This window comes from Actinokineospora terrae (genome assembly GCF_900111175.1).
Lineage (GTDB): Bacteria > Actinomycetota > Actinomycetes > Mycobacteriales > Pseudonocardiaceae > Actinokineospora > Actinokineospora terrae.
The window spans coordinates 476,831-493,927 of the sequence record NZ_FOGI01000002.1; the positions used below are offsets into that span (position 1 = coordinate 476,831).

Annotated in this window: 11 protein-coding genes; 4 read left to right on the top strand and 7 right to left on the bottom strand. The window is 71.6% G+C overall.

Going from position 1 to position 17,097, the window contains the following annotated elements:
• Positions 1–118 precede the first annotated feature (118 nt).
• Entirely contained in the window at positions 119–346 is a 228-nt protein-coding gene (locus BMY07_RS05390; protein ID WP_245782219.1) for a DUF3072 domain-containing protein, read from the bottom strand.
• A 58-nt stretch (positions 347–404) separates the two neighbouring features.
• Positions 405–1,631 (bottom strand): serine/threonine-protein kinase, encoded by a 1,227-nt coding sequence (locus BMY07_RS05395; protein WP_092775314.1) that lies wholly within the window; start codon positions 1,629–1,631, stop codon positions 405–407.
• Positions 1,632–1,712: 81 nt separating this feature from the next.
• On the opposite strand from BMY07_RS05395, the gene BMY07_RS05400 reads away from it, so the two are divergent.
• Positions 1,713–2,144 (top strand): PPOX class F420-dependent oxidoreductase, encoded by a 432-nt coding sequence (locus tag BMY07_RS05400; protein WP_092775315.1) that lies wholly within the window; start codon positions 1,713–1,715, stop codon positions 2,142–2,144.
• Between the two features lie 61 nt (positions 2,145–2,205).
• On the opposite strand, the gene BMY07_RS05405 is transcribed toward BMY07_RS05400, so the two are convergent.
• Complete coding sequence (locus tag BMY07_RS05405; protein WP_092775316.1) at positions 2,206–5,541, bottom strand: RNA polymerase sigma factor; 3,336 nt, start codon at positions 5,539–5,541, stop codon at positions 2,206–2,208.
• Between the two features lie 212 nt (positions 5,542–5,753).
• On the opposite strand from BMY07_RS05405, the gene BMY07_RS05410 reads away from it, so the two are divergent.
• Complete coding sequence (locus tag BMY07_RS05410; RefSeq protein WP_092775317.1) at positions 5,754–9,380, top strand: hypothetical protein; 3,627 nt, start codon at positions 5,754–5,756, stop codon at positions 9,378–9,380.
• A gap of 4 nt (positions 9,381–9,384) precedes the next feature.
• Here BMY07_RS05410 and BMY07_RS05415 read toward each other — a convergent pair whose 3' ends face one another.
• A complete protein-coding gene (locus tag BMY07_RS05415; protein ID WP_092775318.1) occupies positions 9,385–10,458 on the bottom strand; it encodes a DmpA family aminopeptidase in 1,074 nt (357 codons plus the stop codon).
• Between the two features lies 1 nt (position 10,459).
• On the bottom strand, positions 10,460–11,065 hold the full coding sequence (locus BMY07_RS05420; RefSeq protein WP_092775319.1) for a TetR/AcrR family transcriptional regulator: 606 nt from the start codon (positions 11,063–11,065) through the stop codon (positions 10,460–10,462).
• A gap of 140 nt (positions 11,066–11,205) precedes the next feature.
• Here BMY07_RS05420 and BMY07_RS05425 point away from each other — a divergent pair, with 140 nt between their 5' ends.
• The gene (locus BMY07_RS05425) at positions 11,206–12,654 is read left to right on the top strand and encodes an APC family permease (RefSeq protein WP_092775320.1); all 1,449 of its coding nucleotides are present in this window, start codon (positions 11,206–11,208) and stop codon (positions 12,652–12,654) included.
• A 99-nt stretch (positions 12,655–12,753) separates the two neighbouring features.
• Complete coding sequence (locus BMY07_RS05430) at positions 12,754–13,941, top strand: MFS transporter (RefSeq protein ID WP_177215458.1); 1,188 nt, start codon at positions 12,754–12,756, stop codon at positions 13,939–13,941.
• Here the strand turns inward: BMY07_RS05430 and BMY07_RS05435 are convergent.
• Together BMY07_RS05435 and BMY07_RS05440 are read right to left on the bottom strand one after the other, a co-directional pair.
• The gene (locus BMY07_RS05435; RefSeq protein ID WP_092775322.1) at positions 13,895–15,358 is read right to left on the bottom strand and encodes an APC family permease; all 1,464 of its coding nucleotides are present in this window, start codon (positions 15,356–15,358) and stop codon (positions 13,895–13,897) included. The genes BMY07_RS05430 and BMY07_RS05435 overlap by 47 nt on opposite strands.
• Positions 15,359–15,435: 77 nt before the next feature.
• The gene (locus BMY07_RS05440; RefSeq protein ID WP_092775323.1) at positions 15,436–17,046 is read right to left on the bottom strand and encodes a PucR family transcriptional regulator; all 1,611 of its coding nucleotides are present in this window, start codon (positions 17,044–17,046) and stop codon (positions 15,436–15,438) included.
• Between the last annotated feature and the right edge of the window lie 51 nt (positions 17,047–17,097).

Consider the following 17,097-nt stretch of genomic DNA (forward strand, 5'->3'; position numbering starts at 1 on the left):
CACCCGCCCCCTCATCCCCACCCGGCATCGTTCCCGACTTGGCAGGTCAGCTGCCCGGAATCGTTGCCAACCAGCATGGGAAGAGCCGCTCGGCCTCGGCGTTCGGCCGCGAGCGGGGTTAGACGCCTCGACCGGTGCGGTGTTGGAGGTCGTCGATGAGGCGGGAGGCGTCGGCCTTGGTGAGGTCGTCGGGTACCTGGACGCCCGCCTCCTGGGCGAGGGTGTGCAGGTAGGACTCCTGGGGGCCGGTCATCGGCTCGTCGCCGGTGGTCCAGTCGGCGGGGTCCTTCTCCGGGGTGCGGTCCACCTCGGGGGTCGGGTCCGCGCTGGCGTCGGGGTCGGTCACGGGTGCTCCTCTCGTTCGAACACCTGTGCCCTTACCCGGTGCGCGGGGCGGGCAAACGTCAACCGCCGCCGGTGGGGCGGACCTTCGTCTTGACCGGCTTGCTCTTGCCGGGCTTGGGCGGTGTGGCGTCAGTCGTCGTCTGGTCGGTCGTCCTCTCGTCCGTGGTGGGCGGGCTGGTCGTCGGCTGGGTGGTGACGATCGGTGTCGTGGTGGGGCGCGCGGATTTCTGGGGCTTGAGTTGGTCCACCTGGGTCGGTGAGTGGTGCTCTGTCGTTCCGGGCGGCGCGGTATCGGGCGGGTCGGCGGCCGCGGGTGCGTCGGCTGTCGTGGTGGACGGCGGCATGTTCGCGGCGGGGAAGTCGGCCGGGGTGGTGTCCCGGCCGGACATCAGCCAGGCGAGCGCGCCCGCGGACACCAGGGCGACCGAGGCGAGCGCGATCGGCTTCCGGGGTCGCCTCGGCGGCGGCAGCACCGGGGCGGGCTTGCCCGCCAGGAGTTCGGCGCAGCGTTTCGCGGTGGGACGGCGGTGCGGGGGCAGCGCGGTCATCAGCATCAGCAGCCGCACGAGGTCGTCCGGCAGGTCCCTGGGGACCTCCGGCGGGCGGTGCAGGCGGGCCACCGCGCACTCCACGTCCCCGCCCTCGTACTCGCGGCGGCCGGTCAGGCATTCCAGCAGCACCAGGCCGAGCGCGTAGACGTCGGCCGGGTAGCCGACGTCGGTGCCGGTGACCTGCTCCGGGGACAGGTAGGCCGCGGTGCCGGTCATCCGGCTGCTGCTGGTGAGCCGGGTGGCGCCGACCAGCCTGGCCAGGCCGAAGTCGGCGAGCACGGGCACTCCCCCGCCGTCGAGCAGGATGTTGGACGGTTTGACGTCGCGGTGGATGACCCCGTTGTCGTGCACGTAGGCGAGTGCCTCGGCCAGGCGCGCGCCGAGGTGCCGCACGCGGTCGACGGGGACAGGGCCCGTCGCGATCTCGCGGGCGAGGGTGGCGCCGTCGACCAGGGTCAGCACCAGGAACGGGTGGTGCCCGTGGGTGCCGGTGTCGTGGACCGGGACGAGGCCGGGGTGGCGCAGGCGGGTCAGGATCCGCGCCTCCAACTCGAACCGCCGGTCCTCGGCCAGGTCGGAGTCGGGCCGGAACACCTTGACCGCGACCGGCCGGTCCCGACCCAGGTCCGTGGCCCGGAAGACCCGCGCCATGCCGCCGAGGCCGACGAGCCCCTCGATCCGGTACCGACCGACCAGGACATCGCCGACCTCGGGCCCGTGCTCACCGGAGGACATCCCAGCAGCATGCCTTGTTGATCACCTCCGGCGCACCCCCTGTCGGGAATAGGCCGGTGCGCGCCCGCCTTGGTCGTGGACATGACCGACACCACGTTCGACCCGCGCGCGCTGCTCGCGCAGAGCAGGCTCGGGATCCTGGCGACCATCAAGGCCGACGGCCGCCCGCAGCTGTCCCCCGTGATGCCGTTCTACGACCGCGACCGCGACGTCATCCTGGTCTCGATGACCGACGGCCGCGCCAAGACCGTCAACCTCCGCCGCGACCCCCGAGCCACCCTCGAGGTCACCAGCCCGGACGGCTGGACCTGGGCCACCGCCGAGGGCATCGCCACCCTCGTCGGCCCCGGCACCACCCCCGACGGCCCCGAGGTCGACGCCCTCGTCGACTACTACCGCCGCGCCGCGGGCGAACACCCGGACTGGCAGGACTACCGCGCCACCATGGTCGCCGACCACCGAGTCCTCATGACCATGACCGTCGACCACGTCTACGGCGCCAAGCTGGCCTGAAGACCTCCCGGTCCCACGCCTGCCCACCGGCAGGCGCGGGACCCCGGGTCCTGGAGGACTGTCACGGGGAGCGGCGGAGGTAGGCGATGGTGAAGGACGGGGCGGTGGTTGTCGGGGTCGGAGTGGTGCAGGTGATCTGGATGGTGAGCCGGGGCGGGGTGGAGTAGGAGTTCCAGGCGGGGATGGTGCAGTGGTGGGGGCTGAGGGCGGTCAGCTGGATGGAGTCGGCGGGGTACGGGGCGATGGGGGCTATGTCGGGATAGGTGAGGGTGTAGCGACCGGGGGCTTGGCTGGTGAGGGTTGGGGTTGAGGCGTTGCTGGTGTAGGTGCGGGTGAGGTCCAGGGCGCCTTCGTGGATGGTGGCGTAGGCGGCGGGGGTTGTGGGGTCTTGGTGGAGGCCTGCGCCTTCCACGTAGGTGAGTTGCCAGGCCGAGTCCGTGGGAACGCCGGTGGGCGTGTCGCAGGCTATGTGGAAGTGGGGGGTGGTGATGGCGGCGACCCGGCAGCGGGCGGGGGTTGGGCCGACCGGGGTGAGTTGGGGGTGGCCGGTGCCCGCGAAGGGGATGTCGGTGGTGGCGTCGTAGCGGCCGGGGGCGGTCCTGGTGACGCCGAGGGAGTCGGAGCGGATCATGACGGCGGACACGGGTTCGCCGAAGAAGACGTTGAACCAGAGGTCCTTCGGGGATCCGGTCGCGCCGAAGCAGGCCACGTCGACGAGTTCGTCGACCCCATCCGCCCTATTGTCCACAATGGAGCATGAGTCGGCCGAGCTCGAGAACGGTGTCACGTGAGCGAGCCCGGCCGCCGACCCGATCCCCGGCAACCGAACCCGGTACCGGCCAACCCCCTGGTGCACCACGGTCGCCTTCCGGACCCACAGCGCGTCCAGCAAGGGGATGCCCCGCGACCACGATGTCCACGCCCACTGCCCGTCCAGCGTCGTCTCCACACCGAGCGGGATGTCGTGCGCCGTCATCCTGGCGTACCCCCACTTCGGCGCCGCCGCTCGCGGGACCACAGCCCCGAGCGCCCCCACCAGCGGACCCGGCGGCCGGATCACCGCGACCCCGAACCGGCGGTCCACCGGCTTCCCCGCCGGGTCCACGCAGGCCACGGTCGCCCACGTGTCCCCCGCCTGCTGGTACGAGACCAGGTACTGCCCGACACAGTGCCCCGGCGCCGACCCCATCGCCGTCGCCAGCAGGATGTCCCCACGTCGACCAACGCCCCGGAACCCCACTCGGTACAGTCCGGCTGACGCCCGCTCCACTGTCATGTACCCGTTGGCGCTGTTGAAGGAACGGTCCGGATCGACCGTCAGCCCGGGCGCGGCGCCTGCCATCTGCGCGTACGCGCCCGGTACCGCAGCATCGTGGGTCAACGGCCCGCGTTCGACGTAACTGAGGTGCCAACCCGTGTCGACAGGCAGCCCACCGGTCGTCCAGCACGCCACCGACAACTCCCCGGCAGCGACGTCCTCATTCTGGCACTGCGCGGGCCCGCCACCATAGGCCGTGACCTGCGCGTACCCACGCCCGTTGAACGCGGCCCCGTCCAACGACACCCGATACCGCCCCGCGCCAACACGCGTCACCACCGGCCGCCCACCCGTCGAGTCACCGACTTCCACAGTGGACTGTCCATTGTGTCGCACGGTCACCATCGGCGCGCCACCGGTGCCAGGCACGACGAACAGCACCCCGAACGGCGCGTCCTTGGCCGCACCAGAAGCGTTGTGGCAGGCAACGGTGACGAACTGGTCCGCTGCCTCGGGATGGCTGTCCACCACACCGCAGGAACGAGCGTTGGCGCCCGCGTACACGGTCATGAAGTTGACCGACATCTGCGCGACCCCGTGCTCGGAAGCCAATCCCGGTAATCGCACCCGGTACTGGCCAGGGCCGTCGTGCACGACGGTCGGCTTGCGTTGGCTCACCGAGGGATCAGCGGCCGCGCGCCAGGTCCCCCAGGTGCTCTCGGTCGTCACCTGCTGCTCCACCCGAGGGTCCGGGTACGCGGCGGACTGCTGGTTGACCAGCACGTACCCCCACCGCGCAGGCTCCGGGACGACCACGGATGGACCAGACGTGGTTGTCGCCGTCGACGATGGCGTCGTCGCCACCGCCGGAGCCACCGCACCCGGCGCCTTCGTCCCAGCAGATCCAGACGCCGCAGGGGGTGTATCCGATGCTGTGGACCCAGCCACAACCGTGGAACCAGTGGACGCAGGTAGCGCAGACGTCCCAGTTTCAGGCACCCCCGTCTCGGACGGAGTGATAGTCGACGGCGGAGCACTGGTCGAGCTCACGGGTCCGGGAAGGCCGGTCGCCGCGTCGGTCTCCCCGTCTCCGCCGATCACCAGCGCGACGATCGCGGCCGCCACGAGCACCGTACCCGCGAGGACGGCCGCCACCACGCGCCGGAACGCGTCCGGGTTCTGCACCGCCAGGTCGGTCACCGCCCGCGGCATGCTCGCCATCCGCGTCGCGATCACCACCCGCGCCCGGTCGACGACCCCCAGCCTGGGCGCGAGCCCCAACGGCAGCCCCATCGGCACCGCCTCGGCGGGCACGCCGCGGCTGAACAGGGCGATCACCGCGCGGCGCCGTTCCTCGTCGTCCTCGGCGAGCCCGACCAGCCCCGGTCCCAGCGCCCACTTGCTGAACGCGTCGACCTGGTCCGCGTGCTGCCCGCACACCTCGCAGCTCCCGGCGTGCTTGGTCACCGCGCGGGATCGCACCGGGTCCAGGACGACCCCGGGAGTCTGTTCCCCGACGATCGCCGTCAGCCCGGGGCAGCTACTCCCCCGGGCCAGCACCAGGGCCACGATCGCCTCGGGTGTGCGCTCCCGTGCCCGCCCGAGCTGCCGGTTCAGGTCAGCGACCGGCATGTTCAGCGCCGAGGCGAGTTCGGTGCCGACGACCAGTTTCCGCGCGGCCCGGCTGAGCTGGACGTGTTCGCGCATCACCCGGGCCAGGGCGGGTGACAGGCCCACGATCGCGTCGTCGACCGCGGCCGACAGTTGCCGCTTGCCCATCAGGTGCTCGAGTTCGGCCGCGGTCTCCGGCGGGTGGTCGAGGTCGAGCACGGGCACCGAGGGCAGGTCGGGGAGCTCGCCGCTCACCCGGGCCCTGGCCTGGGTGGCCGCGTCGTAGCGTTCCTTGAGGACGTTGCGGGCGATCCCGCCGATCCAGGCGTCCAGGTCGTCGGGGCGCAGGCCGCGCCGGAAGCCCTCCAGCGCGCGGGTGACGACCTCGCTGACGCAGTCGTCGATGTCGTCGGTGGCGGGCAGCCTGCGCCGGAAGTAGGGCCGCAGGGTGCTTTGGCAGCGGCGGAAGAGTTGGCGGCGGGCGTCGTCGGTGCCGGTGTGGAGTCCGGCCAGCAGGTCGTCGGTCATCGAACCTCCCCGGAGGGCGGGTGGGCGGTGGCACCGGTTCCGTGGCGACCACGGCCCGGTTCTCCCCGGCTCGCCCCCGGATTCTTCCCAAGGTCCCCCGGTCGGACGAGCGCCCGCGGCGGTCTGTCCTGGATCTGACCGGTGGGCGCGGCGGCCGTTGCGACGAACGGGTCAGCCGGGGGTGAGCCGTCCGGCACGGGCATGATCGGTCCATGGAACGGCGGCGGGGCTGGTGGGTGGGCGGGGCTGTCGCGTTCGCCGTGGGTGTCGGCGGGCTCGTCTGGTTCCTGCTGACCAGGTCGGGCGACCGGCTGCAGCAACTGGACTCGACCGCGAGCGTGACCAGCCTCGTGGTGGGGATCGCCGCGTTGGTCGTGTCCGCTGTGAGCCTGGCGGCCGCCACGCGCGGCGGTGCGAGACGCGGCAGCCTCTCGTCAGCGCGGAACAGGCTGGCCAAGGCGGTGCGTCACCAGTGGAACCAGGAGATCGGGGCGCGCGGTCTACGGCAACCGCGACCGTTACGTCTGAGTTGGTCGCCCACGGCACGCGAGCGGGTGTCGGCCAAGGAGTCGGCGGTAGGGGCACCAGCACCGACAGGCAGTCTCACGCTGACGGCACACGAGCGGCCTACTTCGGAGTTGGTCACCGCGTTCCGGGACCTGCCGTCGAAGCAGTTGGTCGTGTTGGGACAACCTGGCGCAGGCAAGTCCGTCGTGGCGATGCTGTTCACCGTCGACTTGCTCGACACGCCCGAGTCAGACGCACCAGTCCCGGTACTGCTACCGGTGGCGGGCTGGGACCCGAGAGAGGACGTACGGGACTGGGTGGCACGGCGGGTGCACGAGGAGTACCCGGACATCGTCACCGCGGCGACGGCCCGCGAGCTGGTCGCCGCCAACCTGGTCATGCCGGTGCTCGACGGTCTCGACGAGATGCCCAGGGCGCTGCTGCCCGCCGCCCTGACCGGCCTCGACAGGGTGACCGGCGACGGCCTGCGGCTCCTGGTCACCTGCCGCGGCCAGGTCTTCGAGCAGGCGGTGCGCGAGGACCACACCCAGCTCAGCCGCGCCGCCGTCGTCGAGATCGAGCCCGTCGCCACCGAGGACGCCGCCGCCTACCTCGACGACGGCAGCGCCGAGGGCGACGACCGCTGGGCACCCGTGGTCGACGAGCTCCGCGCCCACCCGGACGCCCCACTCGCCCAAGCCCTGTCCACTCCCCTGATGCTGTCCCTGGCCCGAGCCGTCTACCGCACCTCCGCCAGCGACCCCTCGACCCTGGTGCCCCTAGCCGCGAACGGCCCAGCCGCCGTCGAAGACCACCTCCTGGCCCGCTTCATCCCCGACACCTACGCCGACTCCCCCTACCCACCGGCCAAGGCCGAACGCTGGCTGCGCACCCTCGCCCACCACCTCACCCACCCGGCCACGGACCGCGTGAACCTGAACTGGTGGCAGTTCGACCAGATGCTCCCCGCCCGCCTCATCGGCGCATTCGTCACCTCGGTCGTCACTGTCGGGGGGATGGCAGTCGGCGTGCTCGCCAAGGTCATGGGATTTGCCGAAGGGCTCGCTGTGTTCACCGGGCTGGGGCTGGTCGGGGGCGTGCTGGCCGGGTTAGCGACCGGGCGCGCTGTCGTCGGGCGGACGAGCCGCCGCCTGGGACTCACAGTCGTGGGTGCTGCCCTGCGCGACGGCGCCGTCGCCACCGCGGCCGCCTGCCTGATCATCGCTTCCGCAGGCCGGTCGGCCACGATGACCCTCGACTACCTCGCGTACCTGTCCACTCCGGTGTTCCTCATCTTGATCAGCACCATCGCGTTGGCTCTGATGGGCAACGGTTTGGCGTTGGCGAGGTCGGCGGCGCCCGCGCGACCGTCATTGCACTGGGGTGGCCTGCTCCGAGAGGTCAAGGCCGGGATTGGCACGATGGTGCTCGTCGGCATCCCGACCGGTGTAGCGATTGGCGTGTACTCGGGGCTGCGGGCGGACACCGCCACCACGGGACTCAGCGACGGAGTGCTGGCGACCGCGGTCGTCACGGTCGTGCTCGGGACCTTGGTGGGGATCGCGCGAGCGCTGGCCGCACCCGCCACCGAGGACCACATCCGATCACCCCGAACGGCGCTGAGCGACGACGGGACCGCCTTGAGCACGGTCACCCTGGTCAGCGGACTGTCGGTAAGCCTACTGGCTTCAGCCGCGGCTGCACTGCTCGACAGCAACTCCGATATCCCGGGACTGGCCTTCGCACTGGTCCCGGTGTCGATCTTGGTCATCGGATTCGGGTCCGGAGCGGCGTGGTTGCGCTATCACGCGGCACTGGCGCTCCTCGCACTGCGCAGGCGGTTGCCCTGGCACACCACGCGGTTCCTGGAGGACGCGCGTGGTCGCGGGGTGCTGCGGCAGTCCGGTGCCTCCTACCAGTTCCGGCACAAACGCCTGATGAGCCACCTCGCGCCGACTCCGGCCAAGGTGCGGGTCCACCGGTTCGCGGCCGTCCGGCGGGGGATCCACACTGGCATCGCCGTCGTGGTGCTTGCCGCGGTGACCGCGACGGTCGCGGTACCGTCCGTGCGATCGGCTGTCGCGGATCGGAACCGTGCCAGCGCCGTGGGCAAGCTGCGGCTGGAGGCAAGCATGGTGGAGGCCACAGATCCGACCAAGGCAATCCGGCTGCTCATGGCGCTGGCCGCCATCGACAAGGAAGCAGAGGACACGGGCAGGCTGGACCTGATAGCACTACGGACGCGGACCAGGTCAGCTCCGACCCGAGTCGCCGTGGACAGCCTGGCCCCCGTTGTCCCCATCAAGAGGCTGCGCCTGGCCACGGGCCCGGAACCACTCCACACGGGAACCGACCGCTTGGGTTCGATCACAGAGACCCGGGCGATGGTCACGGCACGCGGCGTCACGACCGTGTGGGACCTCAACAACGGGTGGCCGGAACGCGAGTTCGAACTCCCCTGGGCCAGCACGGAAGTAGCCGTTACCGCCGATGGAACACGTGCGGTTGCCGAGAAGACCGGGCGCGCTGTCGTGTGGGATGTGGCCGCGCGGCAGGCGATCCCCCTGCCCACCGCGCGTTCCGACAACCACGAGATCCGACTCGTGGCCGACCGGTACGCGTTCGTGTCCTCGGGCAACGCCATCGCCGTGTTCGACATCGGCCAGTCCGTGCCCCAACTCCTGCGCACGGACATCAGCGTCCTGGTCGACAGCACCGTGAACGACCGCGTGCTCGTGATGACCACCGCATGGACACCAGAGGTGTGGGACATCGCGACCGGGCAGCGGCGGACGCTGGGAGCCGTTTCCCTGAGCCACGACGGGCAGTGGGTCCTGACCCAGGCGAACGAGCGCCTGGAGTTGCGCTCACTGACCAGTGCGACAACGACCCCGTTACCCGACCACAGCAGCTTCACCATCGACGGCAACTACCTGGTTGTCCCCACAGAAGACAACCGCACCGAACTCCGCTCCCTCGACGGCACGACCCGCACACTGCTGCCATTTCCCTGGCGCGGGGTGGAGGTAAGCAAGGACGGCCGCGCCCTGATCACCTCCGTCGACAACGGCAAGGAGATCTGGGCGCTCGATCCCACACCTCGTCGCGTCACCCGGCTCAGCGATTTGCCATACGCCGCCTTCACCCACGACGGCACCGGTGTCATCACCGTCAGGTCCACCGAGATGACCACCTGGAACCTCTCCCGGCTACTCGCCGCCGACATCGACCCAGGCCCGAAAGGCCTGCGCTGCACGGTCGCCGAGCGGGGCCTCACCGAGTCCGAATGGGCTCAGTACGCGCCAGGCGTCGACTTCGTGCAGACCTGCTGACCGCTCAGCGCCGCACCACCAGGTCCACAAGGCGGTCCACCGGGAGGGCGGGCGAGCGGCGGCCCAGTCGGCCGGTCATCGTCTCGGCGGCGACCAGGGCGTTCAGGACCGCTTCCTCGACGGAGTGCACGACGGCGGCGAAGAAGTCGTCCATGCGGTTCCACGGGATGTGCCGGAGGGTGTCGTAACCCGGGTCGCCCTTCGGGAACTCGGACGGGGTCAGGACGTTGCCGGTGGAGAAGGCCAGGAAGATGTCGCCGGAGAAGTGGGAGCCGGTGGTGCCGGTGCGGGCCAGTCCCAAGGGGACGCGGCGGGCCAGGGCGGTGCACTGGCCGGGGAGCAGGGGCGCGTCGGTGGCGATGACGGCGATCACCGAGCCCGCGCCGGGGGGCACGAGCCAGTCGTCGTCCTCCATCGGGTTGTCGTCGGCGAGCGCGGCCCCCACCGGCACGCCGCACACGGTGAGTTCCTTGCGGGACCCGAAGTTCGCCTGCACGAACGCGCCGACCGTGTACGAGTCCGGTCCGTACTGGACGATCCGGGACGAGGTGCCGCTGCCGCCCTTGAAGGCGTAGCAGTTCATCCCGGTCCCGCCACCGACCGACCCCTCCGTGACCGGACCGCCCGCGGCCGAGTCGATGGCGGCGATGGCGTGCCCGGCCTGGACGTGCGGTCCGTTGATGTCGTTGAGGTAGCCGTCCCAGGTCTCCGCGACCACGGGCAGCAGCCACTGCTCGGCCACCAGCGGCTTCTCGCGCGCGACCCAGTCGATCACACCCCGGTGGCACGGTCCGACCGCGTGGGTGTTGGTGATCAGCACCGGCAGCCGCACCGAGCCGATCTCGTCGACCAGCGCCGAGCCGGTCATCTCCCCGTTGCCGTTCAACGAGAACCGCCCCGCCGCGCACGGCAGGTGCACGTCCTCGCGGGCGCGCGGCAGGATCGCGGTGACGCCGGTGCGGACGTCGTCGCCCGCCACGAGGGTCGTGTAGCCGACCTCGACGCCGGGGACATCGGTGATCGCGTTGTGCGGGCCGGTGTCTCCGGTCAGCGGCAGGCCGAGGTCACGGGCTCGCATGTCAGGCCTCCAGTTCGCAGCGGGTGGCATCGGTGGCGTAGGCGAGCAGGACCGCCTCGGCCTGGGGGACGGTGAAGGTGGGCACGGCCTGGGTGAGGTGCAGCCCGAGGCCGTCCTCCAGGGCGACGAGACCGCGCGCGATGGTGGTGGCGTCGCGGCCGAGGTCGAACACGCCGGTGGCCGCGCCCGTCTCCAGGATCGCGGTGTAGAGGGCGACCTGGCGCTCGCACAGGCGGATGTGCTGTGCGGCGTAGGCGGGGTCGCGGCGGGCGTAGGCGCCGAGTTCGTAGAGCAGCACGCACAACTCGTCGTCCTTGCCGCTGGGCAGGCCCGCGCGGATCGTCCTGACCAGCTTCCCGCGCGGGTCGGACTCCTGCCGCGCCGCTTCCTCGCGGTCGACGCAGAACCGTTCGACCGCCTCGCGCTGCACCTCGAAGAGCAGGTCGCCCAGCGAGGGGAAGTAGTACAGGACCGAGCCGGTGGACATCGAGGCCAGGTCGGCGACATCGCGCAGCCGCACGTCGAGCACGCCCCGGTCGAGGACGGCCTGGCGGGCGGCGGCGATCAGCTCGCCGCGGCGGTGGTGTGCGCGACTGGGTCTCGGCATGCCGGTGATTGTTCAACCGAGTGTCAAAGAACGCAAGTGTGTTGCTCGCCGTAACACAGCCTTTTCTAGACATGGTATTGACGTGGCGGCCGCCGAGTTCTTTGATGACGACTCAAAGAACGCGCCGCAAGGAGACCGCCATGCCGGATCCGTCGCCCACCCCACCCCCCGCTCCCCCCGGGAAGTCCACCGGGGACACCACCGCGAACACCACGCCCACGCTGCGCCGGGGCCTCAAGGTGCTCGGCACGCTGCTCATCACGCTCTCCGCGATCTCGCCTGCGTCCTCGGTGTTCATCATCGCGCCGGGCGTGGTGGCCCAGGCGGGCAGCGGCGCGTTCTGGAGCTTCGTGATCGCCGCGGTCGTCGGGGTGTTCATGGCGTTCGTCTACGCGGAGCTCGCCTCGGCGTACCCGCTCAGCGGCGGCGAGTACGCGATCGTCGCGCGCACCCTGGGCAGGCTGCCCGGGTTCGTCACCCTCGGCCTGCTGCTGGTCACCCAGCTGCTGATCATCGCGGTGATCGCGCTCGGCGTCGGCACCTACCTGGAGGTCCTGATCCCCGGCCTGCCCGGCCCGGTGGTGGCGGCGGTGACCACGGCGGGCGCGACGGTGCTCGCGGTGTTCGACATCAAGCTCAACGCCTGGATCACCGGTGTCTTCCTGGCCATCGAGATGGTCGCGCTGGTCGTGGTGAGCGCGCTCGGCCTGTTCGACCCGGCCCGCCCGCTCGGCGAGCTGATCTCCGCGCCGGTCGCGGCCGTGGACGGCGTCGTGGGTCCGGCCGCCGCCGGGTTGATCACCGCGGCCGCGGCGGTGGCCATCTTCTCCTACAACGGCTACGGCTCGGCGGTGTACTTCGGCGAGGAGACCACGAACGCGCACCGGGGCATCGCCCGCGCCATCCTGTGGGCGCTGGTGATCACCGTGATCGCGGAGCTCGTCCCGGTCACCGCCGTGCTGCTCGGCGCGCCCTCGCTGCCGGAGTTGTTCGCCGCGGACAACATGATGAGCTACTTCGTCACCGCCAAGGCGGGCTCGACGGTGAACACGGTGATCAGCCTGGCCATCGCGCTGGCCATCCTCAACGCGGTGCTGGCGATCATCCTGATCACCGCGCGGATGGTGTTCAGCACCGGCCGCGACGCCGCCTGGCCGGGCACGGTCAGCCGGGCGCTCGCCTCGGTCCACCCCACCGCGGGCACGCCGTGGATCGCGACGCTGGCCACCGGCGCGTTCGCCACCGCGCTGTGCTTCGCCGACAAGGACTTCCTGCTCGTGGTGACCGCCACCTCGATCGTCGCGGTGTACGCGGCGCTGTGCCTGGCGGTGATCAACGGGCGGCGCACCGGGGCTACCGCGCACGCGGCGTACCGGATGCCGTGGTTCCCGGTCGCGCCGGTGGTCGCGTTGGCGGCACTGGTTTACGTCATCTGGCAGAACGCGCTGGACCCGGTCATCGGACGGCCCAGTCTCGCCATCACGGTCGGTATCGGTGCCGCGGCGGCGCTTTACTACGTATTGGTTCTGCGCAGGCGCGGGCGGTGGGAACTGCGCGGGCCCGAAGAGGCGGAAAGCACACCGCTGTGAGCCGTCGGCCGGGTCCCACCGCGGACCCGGCCTGCTACGGTGCGGTGATTGGGTGCCTTGGGCCTGGGGGGTCGCACGAGTGCTGATCAGTGTCGCGCGGTGAGCACAGCCAGCACACCCCCGAGGCAGGTGTTGACACCGGAGCTGGCGGTGCTGACGTTCTGCCAGTTCCTCTACTACGGCGGCCTTGCCGTCGACCTCACGCTCACCGCGCTGGTCGGGTTGCACCTCGCGCCGTCGACCGCGCTGGCCACCGTCCCGTTCACAGTCATGGCCGCGGTGGCCGTGTTCGCCTCGTTCTTCGCGGGCACGCTGTCGGCCAGGCACGGGCACCGCGCGATCCTGGTCGCGGGCGCGACAGCCGCCACGGCAGGCGGATTGGTGTCCATGTGGGCGGTGTTCGCGCACTCGTTCCTCCTGTTGTGCGTGGGCACGGCGTGCGTCGGGCTCTACAAGGCGACCGGTGGCTACTTCCGTTACATGGCAGCGGATCGGGCCCCGGAGGGCGGTCGGACCAGGGCGTTGAGCACGGTGCTGCTCGGGGGTGTCGCCGCGGCGCTGGTGGGGCCGTGGGCGGCGACCTGGAGCGGTGACCTGTTCGGCACCCCGTTCGCCGGGTCGTACCTGCTGGTCGCGGTGCTGGCGTTCGCGGTCGTGGTGCTGGTGCTGTTCCTGCGCGGCAACCCGGGCGGTGGATCCGGTGCGCCGCAACGGGAGGAGCCGGTCCCGATCCGGGCCGCGACCCGTACGGCGACGTTCCGGACCGCGATGGTGTTGCTGGGCGCGGCCTCGGGGCTGATGACGCTGCTGATGACGATGGGCCCGATCGCGGGCGCGCACCACGACCACACCCCCGGCGACGGCGCGCTGATCATCCAGTGGCACATGGTCGGGATGTTCGCGCCCGCGCTGATCAGCGGGCGGCTGGTCACGCGGTGGGGCGCGTCGAGGTGCGCGGCGCTGGGCGCGGCGACGCTGGCCGCGGGCGGGATCACCAGCGCGCTCGACGACTCCGTCACCGGCTACACGGTGGGTCTCTGCCTGGTGGGCGTCGCATGGAACCTGCTCTACGTGTCGGGCAGCCAGTACACGATCCGCAGCTACCCGCCCGGGCGCGGCGGCCGGGTGCAGGGCGCGATCGAGGCCGCCGCGGGCGGGATCACCGTCGTCGCCTCGTTGGCCTCCGCCGAGGTCTTCCGCTCGCTCGGCTGGACCGGCGCCAACGTGGTGGTGGCGGTGATCAGCGGGCTGCTGCTGGTGTGGATCCTGGCCGTCGTCCGCGACTAGTGCCCACGGCGATGCCCGCGACCAGCGCGGCGGCCGGGATGAGGCCGAGGACCACGCTCACGCCGACGCTGCCGCCGGTGACGAGGGTGAAGTTGGAGACGACCAGCCACAGACTCACCAGAAGCCCGACGACAGCGGCGATCGGGGCGATCACGGCGGTCAGGACCCGGCCGCGGCGGGCTTGTGGGTCGCGTTGGAAGAAGGTGAACACCGCGACCGAGGTCAGCAGCATCAGCAGCACCATGCCGACCGTCGAGACACCGGCCATCGACCCGAACACGCCGACCAGCGGGTCCAGCCCGACGAGGGCGAACACGACGACGAACACCAGCGCGGTCGTGGACTGCGTCAGCGACGAGACGGCGGGCGAGCCCTGGCCCGGGTGCACGCGGCCGAGCGCGGCCGGGAACGAGCCCTGGGTGGCCAGCGCGAACTGGTAGCGGGCGATGACGTTGTGGAACGACAGCACGCAGGCGAAGACACTGGTGCACAACAGGACCTGCATGATGTCGCGCAGCACTGTGCCGAGGTAGGTGCCCGCGGAGTCGAGCAACATGTTGCCACCGCTGCCGAGCGCGGCGTTGGCGACCGCGTTGGCCTGGGACGCGCCGACGCCCTCGATGATCGCCCAGCACGACAGCGCGTAGAACACGCCGATGATGCCCACGGCGAGGTAGGTCGCGCGCGGGATGGTGCGCTCGGGATCGCGGGCCTCGTCGCGGAACACCGCGGTGGCCTCGAAGCCGATGAACCCGGTGAGGGCGAACAGAACGGCGATGCCCAGCGGACCGGACCCGATGGCGTCCGGGGTGAAGGACGTGCCGGTGATCCCGTTCGGGCCACCGTCGGCGAAGATCGCGACGTCCAGCGCGACGACGACGGCGATCTCCAGGACCAGCGCGATCCCGAGCACCTTGGAGCTCAGCTCGATGTGCCGGTAGCCGAGCAGCCCGACCACGACCACGCCGCCGAGCGCGAACACCCACCACGGGACCGCCGGGCCGCCGTAGTGGGTGACCAGGTCACCGACCGCCCACCCGAAGTAGCCGTACATCCCGACCTGGATGGCGGTGTAGGCCACCAGCGCCACGTACGCGGTGCCCATCCCGATCCGCCCGCCGAGGCCCCTGGTGACGTAGGAGTAGAACGCCCCCGCGTCCTTGACGTGCGGGGTCATCGTGACGAACCCGATCGAGAACACCAGCAGCACCAACGCCGCCAGCACGAACCCGACCGGTGCGCCCGCGCCGTTGCCCGACCCGATCGCCAGCGGCACGTTCCCGCCGATCACCGTCAGCGGCGCGGCCGCGGCGATGACCATGAACACGATGCTCCCGACCCCGAGCCGCCCGGAGAGCCGGGCCGTACCGCTCGCGTCCCCGGCCAGGTCCGGCCGTCCTACCTCGGATTGCGCCATGCCGCACTGTCGACCGTGGACAGTCCCGGCGACAAGTGACACACCGTAAACCGGGCCCCGTCCGGGCCGACACAGTGTCAGCCCCTGGCGGCCAGGTCGTGGGCGATGACGGCCAGGTGCAGGGACACCCGGGTCTCGGCGTCGGCGATGTCACGGCCGAGGACGTCGGAGAGGCGCTTGAGCCTGGCGTACACGGCGGGTCGGCTCAGGTGCAGGGTGCGGGCGAGTACGGCGACGTTGCCGTTGCTGGCGAGGTAGGAGCGCAGCAGGTCCAAGAGGTCCTGCTCCTCCCCCGGCCGGTGCGCGCGGTGGTTGAGCAGGGGGTGCAGTTGCAGTTCGGCGAACTGGTGCAGCCGGGGGTCGGCGCGCAGCGACCAGAGCAGGCCCCGCGCGCCCAGGTCACGGGTGCGGTAGACCTGCCGCGCGTCGACTCGGTCCGGGTCGGCGGCCACGGCGTCGGCGATGTGGGACGCCTCTTCCAGCGCCGCGGACAGGCCGGAGAAGCGGGTCGCGGGGGTCGCGGCGGCGGCGACCAGGCCCGCGGGCAGCCGTGGGTGGGTGGTCATCGCGGCGAGGAACGAGCGGACGGCGGCGGGTTCGTCGGTCTCGGCGGGGCAGGAGAACACGACCGCGACCCGGCCGGGGGCGGTGATGCCGGTCAACGCGGCCCGGCCCTGGGTCCGCGCGGTCGCGGCGGCGGCGTCGAGCGCGGCGTGGTCGGCGTCGGCGGAGGGAGCACCCGCGGAGCCGACGGCCAGGACGAGCACGGCGTAGGCCCTGCCCACCCGCAGGCCGATCGCCCGCAGCCGGGCGCCCATCGCCTGCTCGTCGGTGATCTGGCCGGTGAGCAGGTCGCGCAGCATCCCGCCGTGCGCGTCGAGGGCGACGTCCTTGCCGTCGCCGTGCAGCATCCGGGTGATCGCGAGGGTCGCGGCGGCGCGCTCCAGCACGCCGGTCACCTGGTCCAGGTCGGTCACCGCGACGGGGACGACCAGCCTGCCCCAGCGACCCCGGCGCGGACCGACCGGCGTGCACAGCCACCGCTCCGGCCCCGCGACCGCCGTCTCGCCGCCCGCGGCCGCCAACCGGGACCGGGATTCCCAGTCGCGCAGTACTTCCGCGGCCTTGGTGGTCCCGCTGAAGGCGACCGCGTGGTGCGCGAGGTCCTCCAGCACCACTGGGTGCCCGCTGAGCGCGCCCGCCTGCGCCAGCACTTCCTCGACCCGGGCGCCCTCCACGGTCAGCGTCGTGAACACCTCGTTGACCTGCTGGGTGAACCGCAGCCGGGCGTGCTGGACGTTGACGATCCTGGCGTGCACCGCCTCGGTGATCTCCACGAACCGGACCGTGCGGCGCAGCTCGACCAGCGGGAACCCGAGCCGCCGCGCGGTGCGGACCATCGGCTCCGGCAGCGCGGGCAGGTGCGGGCCCAGCTCGACGACCAGTCCCCTGGCGCCCGCGTCGCGCAGCGCGGCGATGTAGGCGGCGAGGTCGACACCGGGGTCGACCGCGACGATGCCGGTGGACAGCAGCAGTTCGCCGCCCTCCAGGGTGCCCGCGACGTTGGCGATCTCGCTGACGTGCACCCAGCGGACCGGCTCGCCGAGCGCCTGCTCGCCCGCGCGCACCCTCGGGTCACCCGCCTGGACGCTGGGCGTGGCGAGCACCTCCGCCACCGTGGGGTACATGGGCCGACGCTAGCACGGCGTTTTACACATCGTCGGGCATCGATCCCGATC

Coding starts and splice junctions, on each gene's coding strand:
- BMY07_RS05395 (WP_092775314.1), bottom strand. CDS start 1,631: ATGTCCTCCGGTGAGCACGGGCCCGAGGTCGGCGATGTCCTGGTCGGT.
- BMY07_RS05400 (WP_092775315.1), top strand. CDS start 1,713: ATGACCGACACCACGTTCGACCCGCGCGCGCTGCTCGCGCAGAGCAGG.
- BMY07_RS05405 (WP_092775316.1), bottom strand. CDS start 5,541: ATGACCGACGACCTGCTGGCCGGACTCCACACCGGCACCGACGACGCC.
- BMY07_RS05410 (WP_092775317.1), top strand. CDS start 5,754: ATGGAACGGCGGCGGGGCTGGTGGGTGGGCGGGGCTGTCGCGTTCGCC.
- BMY07_RS05415 (WP_092775318.1), bottom strand. CDS start 10,458: ATGCGAGCCCGTGACCTCGGCCTGCCGCTGACCGGAGACACCGGCCCG.
- BMY07_RS05420 (WP_092775319.1), bottom strand. CDS start 11,065: ATGCCGAGACCCAGTCGCGCACACCACCGCCGCGGCGAGCTGATCGCC.
- BMY07_RS05425 (WP_092775320.1), top strand. CDS start 11,206: ATGCCGGATCCGTCGCCCACCCCACCCCCCGCTCCCCCCGGGAAGTCC.
- BMY07_RS05435 (WP_092775322.1), bottom strand. CDS start 15,358: ATGGCGCAATCCGAGGTAGGACGGCCGGACCTGGCCGGGGACGCGAGC.
- BMY07_RS05440 (WP_092775323.1), bottom strand. CDS start 17,046: ATGTACCCCACGGTGGCGGAGGTGCTCGCCACGCCCAGCGTCCAGGCG.